The 14,294-nt window shown below is 57.0% G+C and carries 14 protein-coding genes; 11 read left to right on the top strand and 3 right to left on the bottom strand.

What is annotated here, in order from left to right; translation table 11 throughout:
• Positions 1–59: 59 nt before the first annotated feature.
• Positions 60–1,256 carry an ArsA family ATPase gene (locus EKD05_RS04870; RefSeq protein WP_129671315.1) on the bottom strand — a complete coding sequence of 399 codons (1,197 nt, stop codon included), beginning with the start codon at positions 1,254–1,256 and terminating at the stop codon, positions 60–62.
• Between the two features lie 37 nt (positions 1,257–1,293).
• The gene (locus EKD05_RS04875) at positions 1,294–2,049 is read right to left on the bottom strand and encodes a triacylglycerol lipase (protein ID WP_129671316.1); all 756 of its coding nucleotides are present in this window, start codon (positions 2,047–2,049) and stop codon (positions 1,294–1,296) included.
• Positions 2,050–2,175: 126 nt separating this feature from the next.
• On the opposite strand from EKD05_RS04875, the gene EKD05_RS04880 reads away from it, so the two are divergent.
• The 5 genes from EKD05_RS04880 (at position 2,176) to EKD05_RS04900 (ending at position 7,240) form a co-directional block, all read left to right on the top strand.
• Positions 2,176–2,871, top strand: coding sequence for a tRNA (guanosine(46)-N(7))-methyltransferase TrmB (locus tag EKD05_RS04880; protein WP_129671317.1), 696 nt, complete (start codon positions 2,176–2,178; stop codon positions 2,869–2,871).
• Positions 2,872–3,057: 186 nt separating this feature from the next.
• Positions 3,058–4,005 carry a MerR family transcriptional regulator gene (locus EKD05_RS04885; protein ID WP_129671318.1) on the top strand — a complete coding sequence of 316 codons (948 nt, stop codon included), beginning with the start codon at positions 3,058–3,060 and terminating at the stop codon, positions 4,003–4,005.
• Between the two features lie 253 nt (positions 4,006–4,258).
• Positions 4,259–5,254 (top strand): phytoene/squalene synthase family protein, encoded by a 996-nt coding sequence (locus EKD05_RS04890; RefSeq protein WP_240695637.1) that lies wholly within the window; start codon positions 4,259–4,261, stop codon positions 5,252–5,254.
• A 4-nt stretch (positions 5,255–5,258) separates the two neighbouring features.
• A complete protein-coding gene (locus EKD05_RS04895) occupies positions 5,259–5,831 on the top strand; it encodes a DUF2085 domain-containing protein (protein WP_240695638.1) in 573 nt (190 codons plus the stop codon).
• Positions 5,832–5,968: 137 nt separating this feature from the next.
• A complete protein-coding gene (locus EKD05_RS04900; protein WP_240695639.1) occupies positions 5,969–7,240 on the top strand; it encodes a S1C family serine protease in 1,272 nt (423 codons plus the stop codon).
• Between the two features lie 194 nt (positions 7,241–7,434).
• Here the strand turns inward: EKD05_RS04900 and EKD05_RS04905 are convergent, their stop codons facing one another.
• Positions 7,435–8,394, bottom strand: a complete 960-nt coding sequence (locus tag EKD05_RS04905; protein ID WP_129671320.1) for an LGFP repeat-containing protein — start codon at positions 8,392–8,394, stop codon at positions 7,435–7,437.
• 345 nt (positions 8,395–8,739) lie between these two features.
• On the opposite strand from EKD05_RS04905, the gene hisD reads away from it, so the two are divergent.
• The 6 genes from hisD to EKD05_RS04935 all read left to right on the top strand — a co-directional run bounded on the left by hisD (position 8,740) and on the right by EKD05_RS04935 (position 14,288).
• Positions 8,740–10,053: a histidinol dehydrogenase gene (gene hisD / locus EKD05_RS04910; RefSeq protein ID WP_129671321.1), complete on the top strand. Its 1,314-nt coding sequence runs from the start codon at positions 8,740–8,742 to the stop codon at positions 10,051–10,053.
• 174 nt (positions 10,054–10,227) lie between these two features.
• Entirely contained in the window at positions 10,228–10,482 is a 255-nt protein-coding gene (locus EKD05_RS04915) for a YggT family protein (protein ID WP_129671322.1), read from the top strand.
• Positions 10,483–12,147 (top strand): spermidine synthase, encoded by a 1,665-nt coding sequence (locus EKD05_RS04920; RefSeq protein ID WP_129671323.1) that lies wholly within the window; start codon positions 10,483–10,485, stop codon positions 12,145–12,147. It begins immediately after the preceding gene.
• Positions 12,148–12,306: 159 nt separating this feature from the next.
• Positions 12,307–13,002, top strand: coding sequence for a hypothetical protein (locus EKD05_RS04925; RefSeq protein WP_129671324.1), 696 nt, complete (start codon positions 12,307–12,309; stop codon positions 13,000–13,002).
• Positions 13,003–13,420: 418 nt separating this feature from the next.
• Positions 13,421–13,927 (top strand): HNH endonuclease, encoded by a 507-nt coding sequence (locus EKD05_RS04930; RefSeq protein ID WP_129671325.1) that lies wholly within the window; start codon positions 13,421–13,423, stop codon positions 13,925–13,927.
• Entirely contained in the window at positions 13,914–14,288 is a 375-nt protein-coding gene (locus EKD05_RS04935; protein ID WP_129671326.1) for a YraN family protein, read from the top strand. Before EKD05_RS04930 ends, EKD05_RS04935 begins: the two co-directional genes overlap by 14 nt.
• Positions 14,289–14,294 lie beyond the last annotated feature (6 nt).

Here is a 14,294-nt window from a genome sequence, read left to right on the forward strand (position 1 = left end):
TCAATTCCTCTCTGGCGCAGCAAAACGCGCACTCTGGCGCACTGTCGGCCATTGTAGCATTATTTCTCAGCACCGGCAAGCGGGGCCGTTACTTCCGCCTTACGGAAGATGATCCGCAGTGCATCGTTTTCAAAATACGCATCTTGGGCACGCAGCCGGGCGAGACTCTGGGGCAGCACAATGCGGTGGCGGTGCCAGCCTACCGAGATCAGCAACTCGTCGGCACTCTGCGCCAGGTGTACCTGATCCTCTGAAGCAAACGGGAGCGGAATGATCAGATCAAACCCGCCAGCCATTTTTTCGACCCGTTGCACCGGCCCACGATAGAGGAACTCGGCTGGATCTTGCTGATCAAACAGATGATCGGCCAAGCGACTGAGGTTCTCGATCCCAACAATCTCACGCTCAAAGTGAGGCGCACGCAGGATCGGCAGCGGCTCGAACATCTCATTCACGAGCGGTGCATACTCTTGCTGCATATTCCGCCACGAGGTAAAGTGGCGATCGACGTCTGTCGGCAAAATGCGGTTGACGACCACCGCATCAACGGCATACCCAAAGAGGCTCAGATAGGTCAGGCTCCGCTGGGCTTCACGGATCACCATCTTTTCGAGGTTCATCACAATGCGTGCCGTTGTCACCTGCTGATCCGTCAGAATATGGCGCACATCAACGAGGGCATCAATCGCCTGCTGGGCCGACGCGAGCACATCATCGGCGGCGATCGGCATATCAGTCACCCGTTTGGCGACCGGGCGGACGACTTTGAGCAACGCACGGGCAATCGGAAAGAGCCGCCCGATCCACCAGCGCATAATATCGGGCAGTGACAGCAAGCGCAAGGTCTCACCAGTCGGCGCGGCGTCAACGACCAGCACATCATACTTTTGCTCATCATAGTGCCGCTTGATCTGCAAGAGACTGAAGAGTTCTTCGGTTCCGGGAATGACTGACAGCTCACCCTGGGCAATCGTCTCGACGCCCTGCCATGCCAGCAGATCCGCGAGGTACTGCGACACCTGCCCCCAACTTGACTCGAGCTCGTGCAGTGCATTGATCTCTTGCGCCCAAAGATTCGGATGCACCAGGATCGGCTCGGCGCGCAACTCGACCCCGAGCGAGTCGCCAAGTGAGTGGGCTGCATCGGTACTCAAGACAATCGTACGATAGCCACGCTGGGCACAGCGCAGCGCGGTTGCGGAGGCAACACTTGTCTTGCCGACCCCGCCTTTGCCAGTATAAAAAAGGATGCGCATGGAGACCCTATCTAGAGGAGACGAACATCAGACACGTTCAGGTACGTTGACCTTGGGTTGGTTCTCGTAAAGCCAGTTCGACCTGTTCCCACCAGCCACGCACAATCGCGGCATTCGTACCATACCATGGAAGGTCAGGGCGTGGATCGTGACGTAGCCCGGGAATGATAACTTTGCGTGAACCCTCAAGCAACCCGGCGGTAAGCGGCACCACCCCATCACCCCACTGTTCACCCGACCCATCGATCATTGCATAGCTCTGCCATGCCCCGCGTTCTGGGGGTTGGCCCTGTTGCACCCCATAGATGCCTCGCCCCATCACGCTAATATAATGCATGAAACGCCAGTACGCCCCAGGATAGCGTGCCTGGACAAACGCGATCTGATTGAGCCCACCCTGGCGCCCGAGACGCGTCGTTGTATGGGGCGTTCCCAGGGTTACCAGGGCGCTGACGTGGTTGAACCCATTGTACACGAGGCGACGTGGGCCATACGGCTGATCGCCCAGATAGATCCGACAAAGAACCCCACCTGCACTGTGCGCCACCAGGATGACTTTGCGGGCGTGTTGTTCGGCCAGGATATCACGAACAGCCAGATCGAGCACTCGCAACAGCGCTCCGTAGCTATCACTGGCGATGACGCCACTCCATTCAAAGAGGGTAATCGGCGCAACTTTGACGACGCGCCCGCTGACCTGACCTAGCAATTGCTGCAACTGATTGTACAACGAGTAGTTGCTTCCAAAGCCGCCTACAATCAGGATTGGCTCTTTGCCGATAATGTCACTCATCGGCTCGTCCTCGTTTCACGGCAACGTAGCTTCCCTGCAGGCTATTATAACAAAATTGCAAGCCATGGGGTATAATCGCGTGGCTTCATTGGCAAATGTCAACTTCTACGGTAGCAGGAAAGCAACATGGGACGTGGACGTTATCCGGCGCGCCTAAAAGTAGTGCCGCCGCCCGAAGAACTTACCGCACGCTATCTGCACGTCTGGCCTGGGCACATGCTCTATGCCCACGCTGAACAGTTTCCGCCACTCTCATCGCCGGGGCTCTTTGGCAACGAGCAGCCGCTCGCCCTTGATTTCGGGTGTGCCACTGGCGATCTCGTGCTGGCCCTTGCCGCAGCCTCTCCAGATCGAAACTATGTTGGGCTCGACATTGTGGCCAAGCCGCTCTGGCGCGCGGTCGAACGCGCCGCAGCGGCGGATCTGCGCAATGTCTGTTTTATCCAGGCTGATGCCCGCTTGGCCTATCGCCAGATCCCTGCTGCCAGCCTCGCCATGGCCTATGTGCATTTTCCTGCCCCCCTCTTGCGCAACCGTCAACGCAATCAGCGCCTCATTTCGCCAATCCTGTTGACCCAGATGGAGCGTTGCCTTGCCCCTGAGGGCCGCTTGAGCATTATGACTGACCAGCCGGCCCTTTTTGCCGAATTCCAAACGCTGCTCCTTCACCATCCAGGTTTGCGCCCTTTGCCCCCCGAGCATTGGTCCCCAGCCCTGACTGGCATGATCAAATCACATTACTACCAGCGCTGGGAGGCCCGCGGACGCCCGATCCTTCGCCTTGAAGTGATGCACAACCTTCGCACAGCGTCGGATGGGTGATATATGCACAACTTTTGTTGCGAGATTACAATATAATCCCACCCCTCCTGAACCGTCTAGCGCATTCTGATGCCGTAGAATCAATTGTGCATTTCATTGACACCGTTTGTGCATCATGCTACAATGTGCAAAGACAAAGGAACACCTTTTGTCCAGGGTCTCAACCTTTCAGGAAGGCAGCCAGTCATGGCCCAGCAGCATTTTTTGACTCAATTCTCTGACAAGCCACGCTACAATACCAAGGCCGTTGCTCAGGAGACAGGTGTCCCGGCGGATACTTTTCGTGCCTGGGAGCGGCGCTACGGTGTGCCGCGGCCGCAACGTACTGAAGGTGGGCACCGACTCTACTCTGAGCGCGATATTGCCACGATTCGCTGGTTACGTGATCGCACCGCTGAAGGTCTGACGATCAGCCAGGCGATTGCGTTGATGACCGACGGTAACGAGGCAAATCTTTCGTGGCTGAGTACGGCGGTTGATACGGAACCACACACCTGGGAGCGGCTGAACAGTCGGCTCTTTTCCGCGCTGACCGATTTTGACTCAACGCGCGCTGAACAGATCCTCGGTGAAGGTTTTGCCCTTTATCCTATGGAAGAGGTCTTTCTCAAACTGGTTCAGCCAGTGATGGTTGAAATTGGTGAGCAGTGGCACGCCGGGCGGATCACCGTCACCGCCGAGCATTTTGCGACCCAGTTTGTGCGCCGTAAGCTTTCGAGTCTCTTCAATACCTACAATATTACCGACGGGCGTGGCCTCGTTCTGCTTGCCTGTGCGCCGAGCGAGCAGCACGATCTTGGGGTTCTGATGCTCGCGGTCTTCCTCGTGCGTCACGGCTGGCAGGTGATTTATCTTGGCCCTGAAGTGCCCGTTCGTGATCTGATTGATACGGTGCGTCATTTGCAACCTGATATTGTTGCGGTTGCAGCCTCTACCACCGAGTCGGCGACCCAACTCCTCGAAGCGGGACGATCCATTACGGCGCTTCCACCGCCTACGCCTCACTTTGGTTATGGTGGGCGCGCCTTTAATCTGAATCCGATGCTGATCCAGCGTATGCCTGGTGCGTTCCTTGGTCGCGATGCCCAGGAAGCCGTTGATACCATTGCCGATCTGTTGAGTTCTAGTCGCTAAGCTTTCTGCCTACCAATGTGTTCTGTTTGAACAAAAAAGCCAGCGTCGCTGGCTTTTTTGTGTCTGTAAAGTAGCTATGCGTAGCACCTGACGCCCTCATGTTGATGTGCATGGGCCGCACGCTCCCTCCCTTCTAACCCACTTCTGGCTCTTACGGGCCAGAAGTGGGTTGCCTTCTGGCACTGATTCACGTATTATGAAAAGAGAACACTTTGTGATCTTCGTGTGTGTCTCAAGTTTGAAGGAGAGCCGCGTGTCGCTGAACTCCGTGCCCTCACTGGCGCTTCACGCAACCGGTACGCGTCGAGCCCAACCTTTGCCTGCGGAGGAGCAGCTCGCGCTGTTGTTTCATCTGACTGATCTTGCTCCCCAGGTTGGCTCTGATGAATGGCCGCCCCATCCACCTGATGCGACGGCTGCAGCGTATCTCGAGTGTGAACGCATTATCCGCCAGCATTCCAAGAGTTTCTATTTTAGTTCGCAGTTTCTCGCCCCTGATGTGCGCAAGGCGGTACGTGCCCTCTATGCGTTCTGCCGTATGACCGATGATACGGTTGATATGGCAACGGGTGATCCGGCTCGTGCGCTTGCCGCTTGGGTGCAACAGGTGCGTGCCCCACGCCCGGTTCCCGATAATCCGGTGCTTGTTGCCTGGTACGATACCCGTGTGCGTTATCAATTGGCCCCCCAGCTTGTTGATGAGTTGCTCGCCGGGGTGGCGATGGATCTGACCATCAATCGCTACGAGACGTTTGCTGACCTCTGGCTCTATTGCTATCGGGTGGCTTCGGTTGTTGGTCTGTTGGTGATGGGTATTACCGGCCACGCTCCTGGAGCAGAACCCTATGCCATTAAGCTGGGGGTCGCCCTCCAGATGACCAATATTCTGCGCGATGTCGGTGAAGATGCGCGCCGTGGCCGGGTCTATCTGCCCCAGGAAGATCTGGAACGGTTTGGTTTGACTGCCGATGATATCCTGGCTGGGGTCTATGATCGCCGTTTCCGCGATCTGATGCGCTTTGAAATTGACCGCGCCCATCGCCTCTATGATGAGAGTTGGCCCGGTATTGCGCTCTTGCCCCCTGAGAGCCGGTTTGCGGTTGCTGCGGCGAGCCGTGTTTATCAGGGTATTCTTGATAAAATTGTCTTGAACCATTATGACGCCCATACCCGCCGAGCCTATTTGAAGCTCCACGAGAAACTGGTGCGTATGCCCCGGATCTGGTGGGGTGTGAGGAGATTTAAGTAATTCTATGACGACGATGGTTGCCGTCAATCGTAGCAAGGCTCCCCAGGTCTGGCCGCAGTGGCTCTTTGATACTTTTTTGTGGGTGCTCTTGCTTGGCCCGATTATCTCGCCGCTCTTCCGGGCGACCGGGTTGCCGCTGGTGAGCGATGCCGGGGTGCTCGCTCGCGATCTGCTCTCCATCTATGTCTGTCCAACCCCTGAGCGCTCGTATCTGCTCTTTGGGTTGCCGATGGCTGTCTGTGCGCGCTGCTGGGGCGCAACGCTTGGTCTCTGGGGGGCACGCTTGCTCGTTGGCCGCTGGACGGCTGATGGTGCCCGCCCGCCCGCCGTAGTCGGCTGGTTCCTAGGCCTGCCCTGGCCGATACGCCTGTTGCTCTGCGCGCTCCCGTTTTTGCTCTGGCCCCTTGAAATTGTCGGCCATTATCAGGGCCTCTGGTTTGCCCCAATGTGGCTCTTGCTGCTCAATGGCATTCAGGCCGGGTTTGCGGCCGGTCTCTTCTTCTGCTCGATCTGGCCCGGGATGTGGACCTCCGCTCACCATCACCAGGCTGCAAGCTTGTCAGGAACGGTACGTTAGACACTAATGCGTGTGTAACGTACGTTTTCCGCTCTGCTGCCTTTTGGAGTGCTGGCTTCAGCCGGCTAAAGCCGGCACTCCAGAAGGCCAGGAATGGTACGTTAGACACTACTAATAATAGTCTGGAAGGCTGCATCGTGCGTTTTTTGCTTCTCTGCGGGTTGTGTCTGCTGCTTGCCGGGTGTTCCCTCCCGTCAATGCCGGTTGGCCAACGCCCTGATCCGACGGTTGAGGCTATTCAGACCCAGGTTGCGCTGATGACCGAGGAACAGTTGCTGATGCTTGAGGCAACTCCGACCCCTCGCCCGCCGTTGCCTGTGCTGCCAACGCTTCCTCCAGTTCCGCCTCAGCCGACCCTTGGCGCTGAACTGACTGAACCATTGCTCAGTCAGGAGCGCTTGCTGGTTGAGTTGTTTCGTCGCGCTAATCCGGCTGTGGTGAGCATTGATGTACTGGGCAGTAGTTTGCCCAGCGATCATCCGGCTATTCCTGGCTTGCCTGATGTCCGTTCCGGGCAGGGCTCTGGGTTTCTCTATGATGATCAGGGCCATATTGTGACCAATAATCACGTGGTTGCCCAGTCGTCACAGTTGCAGGTGCGCTTTTTTGATGGGACGACGGCGCTCGCTGATCTGGTGGGCACCGATCCTGATAGCGATCTCGCGGTGATCAGAGTTCGTCGTCTGCCTGAAGGTGTCGGCCCCCTTACCCTTGGCGAGTCACGTGCGGTTGAGGTTGGTCAGACGGCTGTCGCGATTGGGAGTCCCTTTGGTGAGCAAAATACCTTGACGGTTGGCGTGGTCAGCGGTCTTGGCCGTACCCTTCGTGGCCCAACTCGTTCGATTGGAACCTATAGCATTCCGAATATTATTCAGACCGATGCGTCGATCAATCCTGGCAATTCGGGCGGCCCACTGCTGAATATTCGGGGTGAAGTCATTGGGGTCAATACGGCGATTGCGGTCAGTCAGGGCAATAGCTCGTTTGAAGGGGTTGGCTATGCTGTGCCCGCGAGCACTGTGGCCAAGGTTGTTCCTGGCCTGATCAGTGAAGGCCGTTTTAACCATCCCTGGATGGGGATCGCTATGCTCTCGCTTGATGCACTGATGGCTGAAACCCTTGGTCTTGACGTTGATCGTGGCGTCTTGATTACCGATGTGCGCTCGCCTAGCCCTGCTCAGCGGGCTGGCTTGCGGGCGGGTACCGGTGAGTTGATTGAAGGCATGATGTCGCTCCGCGCTGGTGGCGATATTATTATTGCCATTGGTGGTCAACCTGTTGCTGACAGCGATCAACTGCTTGGCTTGCTCGATCTCAATTACCGTGCTGGCGATACGGCGGTGCTGACGGTTGTCCGTGCCAATGGTACCACCGAAGAGGTTGACCTGTTGCTGGAAGCTCGTCCCTAAAGCCGCTCTTTGCACACAAAAACGCCAGCTAAGCTGGCGTTTTTGTGTTTCCACGTCCCTAGGCTCAATACCATGCAAATAAGCTCATGCCAAGCCGCGAAGGGTGAGCGCATCTCCGCTCAAAATGTTGCGTCTTTGCGCCTTTGCGTCAAAAAAATGCCTTAAAGGAACGCTCATTGCGTTCCTTTAAGGCATTAGCGTTGCAACACAAAGGCCGCCACGCGCACCTGATTGCTGCGTAATCCCTGCCCCACAATGCTCCAGTGCCCCACAGGATCGCGGGTCTCGGTGAGAAAGCCGATCAGGATTGAGCCATCGCTGTTGGCCCGCGCCAGATAGGGCAGCGCACGTGTGGTGCCATTGGGCAAGTTTAACCAGAGCGCAATGTCTTCGCCGGGTTGATACCCATGCGCTTCAAAGCCTTGCACTGTGCCAGGTGATGTCGGATCGGGGAAGACCCGCGAATTCAAATTCACTGGCGGTGGACAGGTGCTTGGGTCGCCTTCAGGGATCGGGCCAGTCGGAGGTGCGTTCGGTGGCAGGGGCAGGCGGAGTTGGCACGGTACCAGGACGCTGCCCAGGGTGCTCAGGCGCACATTGCTCCCGACCAGTTCAAAGCGCCCGCGCTCAAAATACTGGACAACATAGTTGCCTCTGCCGTCAAGCTCCTGAACGAGCTCTTCACTGATGGGAAAGCCAAAAATTGGCAGCCCACCACGGCGTTCCCAGAACGTGCGAAATGCCCCGCGCAGGGTATGACCTGTCTCGGGGAAATAGCGCACGCCGGGCTGATTGACCGGGGCCAGCCGGGGGAAGCCCTGCCCGGTTGCCGCCAGATATTCACGCCCTACCAGGCCTAGGCTGACCACCGCAGTATTGTTGACAACATCGAGCTCGAAGCGTGCCCGTTCAAAAAACTGCGCAACTCGTCCGTCCCTATTCTGGATAAACTCCTCGGAAAGGGGATAACCAAAAATTTCGACCCCACCGTTGCGTTCCCAGAAGGAGCGAAACGCCCCACCAAGATAATGTCCCGTTTGCGGAAAATAGATCTTGCTCTGAGCCTCAGCGGGCGCGGCTGGCATGGTACCAAAAAGCATCAAACCTGCCAGGACGACCAAGAGCCCTGCCCACCATCTGTGTCGCTGCCTCATGTCTTTTTCCTTACCATAGCGTAAAGCGAATTCTTGCCACTCTGGAGTAGTTCGGCCTTGTCTTTACCTGCTTTGTGCATGGTAAAATGACCGTTTTATCGTTTACACGCCTTCAGGCTCATCATACGCGATGGGATCTTTGCTGTCAAGGGTATGAGCGGCGCATATACGCCGCTCATACCCTTGACAGCAAGGTGGACAGCGCCTTGGCGTCAAAAAAATCACCTTCTTTGCAAGGTGTTGGGATGAGGCGCCGGCCAGCGGCTTTGCGAGTAAAAGCTGTATAATAGAAGCAACAAGCAAGTCCCTTTGTGTCAGGCTGGAGTTGCGTCGAAAGGTAGAACGATGACGACCATTCCGATCATTGTTGATCCTGCTGTTGCCCGCAAGAGTGTGCTCTATCGCGCACCGCTTGATGAGGATCAGACAACAGCACAAGCGGTGGCCGCCATTGTGGCTGAAGTTCGTGCGGGTGGCGATGCGGCGCTACGTATCCTGAGTGAGCGTTTTGATGGTGTTGCGCCCGCAGCGATCGACGTACCCCGTGCGCAGTGGGCTGCTGCGGCTGAAACCTTGCCCCCCGATGTACGGGCTGCCCTCGAACTGTCGGTCACGGAAATTCGTCGTTTTCATGAGCGTCAGGCCCGCAACTCCTGGATCGATTTCAGCGTCGAAGGGGTGCGCGGTCAACTGGTGGTTCCTCTTCAGCGGGTCGGGGTCTATGCCCCGGGTGGGGCGGCTCCCTTGCCTTCGTCGTTGATCCATGCGGCCGTACCTGCTCAGGTGGCTGGCGTGGAACAGATTGTCGTCTGTTCGCCCCCCCAGGTGGCGACGGGCAAGCCCTCGACGCTTGTGCTCGCTGCGGCGCATCTCGTGGGGGTTGATCAGGTCTTTGCGGTCGGTGGAGCCCAGGCGATCGCCGCGATGGCCTATGGGACCGAGAGTATCCCGCGGGTCGATAAAATTGCTGGCCCCGGGAATCGTTTTGTCATCCAGGCCAAGCGCCTGGTTTATGGATCGGTAGGCATCGAGAGTCTGCCAGGACCGACTGAGACCCTGGTGATTGCCGATCGGTCGGCGAATCCGCGGTATGTGGCCGCCGATCTGCTTGCCCAGGCTGAACATGTTGAGGCAAGCGCGATCTTGCTTACGCCGTCACCCGAACTCGCCGTGGCGGTGCAGACCGAACTTGAACGGCAGTTGAAATTGCTGCCCGAGCCAAATGCAACGGCGGCGGCTGAAGCGGTGAGCCAGCGTGGTGCGATTGTGCTGGTACGCGATCTTGAAATGGCGTTTGCTCTGTCGAATGAGTATGGCCCGGAACATCTCTGTTTGTTACTCGAAGAGACCTGGCCGTATGTCGGGATGGTGCGCAATGCCGGGGGCATCTTTCTTGGGGAACAATCCTTTGAGGTGCTCGGCGATTATTGTGCCGGGCCTTCACATATTATGCCCACCGAGGGAACGGCGCGGTATGCTTCGCCTGTGAATGTTGATGATTTTCGCAAGGTGATCTCGTTGGTTGGGCTCAATGCAACCGGGCTTGCCCGGATTGGCCCCGCAGCACAGCGCCTGGCCGAGGCTGAAGGGTTGTATGCCCACGCTGCGGCGGTGCGTATCCGCCGCGAACACGCTGAGGCTGCGGATGACAATGGCTGAGACCAATACTTTGCAAAGAAGGACAAGAAGAGACCTCACAGGTCTTGATGATGGCGCCCCAAGGCGGACAAGCAGACCTGTGAGGTCTTCTTTGCAAGGTATTCGGGCTAAGACTGGTGGGTTGGGTTGGTTCGGTGTTTGGAAGTAAAAAATCTTTGCTGAAAGGTAGTCTCTATGTCCGGCTTTTTTGTGACCTTTATCAACTTGCTCTTTCAAGTTTTATTGTTTGCCATTCTTGGGCGGGTCATCGTCTCGTGGATTGATCCGATGGGCAATATGCGCGTGACGCAGATCCTGCGTGAGTTGACCGAGCCAATCCTGGCCCCGATCCGCAGTGTTTTGCCGACAATGGGTATGATTGATCTCTCACCTCTGGTGGCGCTGCTCTTGCTTCAGCTGCTCCAGAGCCTCATTCTGCGAGCAATCTAAATGGCGCGTCGTGACCGCTTTTTATTCGTGGTTGTCTTTCTGGCCGGTGTTGGTACGCTGGGGATCGAGATGGTGATGCCACGGTTGCTGGCGCCCTTTTTTGGGACGTCGCAACCGATCTGGGCTGTGGTAATCGGGATGACGCTCGCTTATCTCGCGGTGGGCTATTGGCTTGGCGGGCGCCTCGCTGATCGTTACCCCGATGAACGTTTGCTCTACTGGTTCATTGCCTGGGCCGGGTTGCTGTGTGCGGTTATTCCGCTCATTGCCCGGCCCGTGCTGCTCTTTGCCCAGGGGGCGCTGCGTACGGTCGCCGCAGGTGGGTTTGTTGGGGCGCTGCTTGTTGTCCTGTTGCTCTTTGCCGCCCCGGTGATTCTGATGGCGACCGTGGGTCCGTTTGCGGTCCGTCTGCGCCTACGTGAGGCTGCCCGTGGGGTGGAAGAAGCAGGCCGCACGGCCGGAACCATTTCGGCCCTCTCGACGGTTGGTTCGATTGTCGGTACGTTTCTGACGGTGCTCCTCCTGATACCCCTGATTGGCTCCAGTGCGACCCTCTTTCTCTTTGCGGCCTTTCTGATCGTGCTGGCCTTTGTTGGGCTGCGTGATTGGCGCGTTGGGCTTATGCTTGCGGTTGTTGCGGCACTCTTTGGGGTGCATACGTTCAATGTGGGCACCATCAAGCGTGCGGATTGTGGGGGTTGCCGCCTGCTTGCAGAACGTGAGTCGAACTATAACTATATTCAGGTGGCCGAACAAGAGGTGATCTACCAGGGTGGCCGGGTTGATCCCCGCCGTGTCCTGATGCTCAATGAGGGTCAGGCTTTGCACTCGATCTATCGGCTCCGCTACCGCGAGACGGGGAATCCGCTTGATCTGCTGACCGATGGTGGCCCGTGGGATTATTTTACGGTCGCGCCGTTTGTCTATGCCGCTAAGGATCCGCAGCAGGTGCAAAGCTTTGCTATGCTTGGCTCGGCGGCTGGCAGCATTCCCAAACAGTTCCTGGCGATCTATGGTCCGCAGACGCGCATTGATGCCGTTGAAATTGATGGGCGGATTGTCGAGATGGGCCGTCGCTATTTTGATCTCGAGGATCGCGATCCGGCCTTCCCCTTCTATACAACGTATGTCGCCGATGCACGTTACTGGCTTGCCACGACTGATCAACAGTATGATGTGATTGGCATGGATGCCTATCATCAACCCTATATCCCCTTTCACCTCACCACGGTTGAGTTTTTTACCGAAGTCAAGGCACGCCTCAAACCTCAGGGCGTTGCCGTCGTCAATGCCGGTCGTCCGGCTAGTGGTGACGATCGTCTCGTCAATGCCCTTGGCTCCACGATGCTCGCTGTCTTTCCCGAGGTCTATGTCATTGATACGCGTTTTGCCAATGCGATCCTGATTGGTGTCAATACGCCAGCCGGTGATGGCGTGACCAACTTTATCCGCAATGCCGAAACTATTGCGACGCTCGCCGAAACGAAGACGCAGTATCAGGCTTTGCAACTCGTGATGTACTGGTCGCTCAATGACGGTCGTTTTGGCCCTGTGCGTCCGTTTACCCCCGCCCAGGCGCGTTTTACGCCCTTTACCGATGATCTTGCCCCCGTTGAACGCCTGATCGATGGCTTGATTCTGCGTGAAGCCATAGGGGGATCATGATCGCTCAGCCGTAGGGGGTGATTGAGTGGTCTGTAACGATACTCCCGCATACCAGGAAACGTCGTTGACAGAGGATTGAGCCGCTCAAGACACGGTGCATGACGCTGCAGTGAACCGTTCCCGGCAACCTTGAGGAAAGCTCAGAAAGGACTGGCTGTTATGGTACAACGAGTTGGTCTGGCTCTTCTGCTCTGCTTGCTGCTGCTGCTCGCACTCGATAGTTTCTTTATCTACATGAGTACGACGGTCGATCCGCGCTTCATCGCCTATACCGCCAATGGCACGCCATACTCACGCTCGCCCACAGTCAACTGGCGCTGGCTGCTTGAAGGTGAAGGCTCGTATGGTGAGCGGTTTGAATATGCGAAAGAATTTCTTCTTACGCTTGTCTTCCTGACAGTGTTTTGGCGTACACGAGCACCGCTCGCGCTTGTAGGGGCCGCTTTCTTTTTCTATACCTTCTTTGATGATATGCTGGGTTGGCATGAAGCAATCGCCTTCTGGCTCAAGCATACTCTGGGTACGAGCATTTCCCTGATGGGCCGCCAAAGTCTCAACGAAGTGCTGGCGTTTGCTGCGTTCGGCGGCTTCTTTGCGTTTCTGACATTGCTTGCTTATCGCCGGAGTAGCCCTGGTGAGCGTCAGGTGGCCCATATTTTCTTTGGATTGCTCGGGTTCCTCTTTTTCTGTGGGGTTGGCCTCGATCTCTTGCATGCGCTCTTTAAGTCAATAACGGTGTTGCCCCTCCTTGAAGATGGCGGCGAGATGCTTGCGACGAGCCTGCTGCTTGTGGCGTCGCTGGTGGTCTTGCGTTTTGTGACTCTTGGGCCACCGTCCCATGCGGATTACGTGTAGGCCCCGCCCGCGCTCCCAGTTGCAAAGCGGCCCCCACGTGCGAGCAAGTTATGCCAGAGGCTGTTTGACAAGCAGACGGGAGATATGCTACTGTTAAGATGTAGGCAAAAATGGCATCGTCCTGCTGTCGCAGGGCAAGGGTAGCAAAGGTCTGTCAGGTGATCAACAACGGATCGCGAGCATATGTCCGGCGTCGGTGCGGCGCTAACCGAGGGGCGGTGATGATACAGCCAGACCGGGCTGATCGTGCCGCGTCCCGTCGTAGCCCCGGCATCGGTGTGGCACTGCAAGCTATCCAGTCTGTCTCGACGCGCTGTCAGACCTGGGATCAAACGCTCTAGCCGGGGCACCATGCATCACCCCCGTGCGAAGAGCTTTTGTTTCAGCAACAAAGGGTTCTTTGAAGGGGGTGGGCACCTTGGGCCAGCGTGTTCTCGTCCTTAATGCGAGCTACGAGCCACTGCAACTCATCTCGGTTCGTCGTGCCGTTGTCTTGCTCCTCCAGGAAAAAGCTGAACTCGTTGAGGCTGCGGAGGCTCAGCTTCGCGCCAGAGCGATCAGTTTTGATGTGCCTCTGGTGATTCGTCTCGTACGGTATATTCGCATCCCGCGCAAGCTCAAGTTGCCCTGCTCGCGTCGGGGGGTCTTTGCGCGTGACCGTGAGACGTGTCAGTATTGTGGAACCCAACCCGGACGAGCGCATTTGACGATGGATCATGTGCTGCCGCGTTCGCAGGGTGGTATGACTACCTGGGACAATGTGGTGACGGCTTGCCGTGATTGCAACCATCGCAAAGGTGGTCGCACACCTGAACAGGCGCATATGCTGCTGTTGAGCACGCCTCGTCAGCCCCAGTATATGGCCTTTGCGCTGCTTGGTGAGCTCGAACGCCACGATGTCTGGCGTAAGTATGCCTTTGGCTAATCATGATCTTGGGCGGTTTGGTGAAGCCGCTGCGGCTGCACACCTGCGACGGGCAGGCTATGTGATTGTAGACCGTAATTGGCGGTGCCCACTTGGTGAACTTGATCTGGTCGCTCGTAAGGGCGACCAGTTGCTGTTTGTCGAAGTCAAGACCCGCCACGTGGGGGCCTGGTTGCCCGAAGATGCCCTTGGCCCCGCCAAGGCTCGGCGCCTTGTGCAATTGGCCTATACCTATCTCACCGAGTTGCAGGTGCCACTTGATAGCTCTTGGCGGATCGATTTGATCGCCATTGAGCTGGATGCCTCTGGGCGCATCTGCCGCCTTGAACATATTGAAGGCGCAGTCGAGGGCGAAGGTTAATTGATT

This window comes from Candidatus Chloroploca sp. Khr17 (assembly GCF_004138165.1).
Lineage (GTDB): Bacteria > Chloroflexota > Chloroflexia > Chloroflexales > Chloroflexaceae > Chloroploca.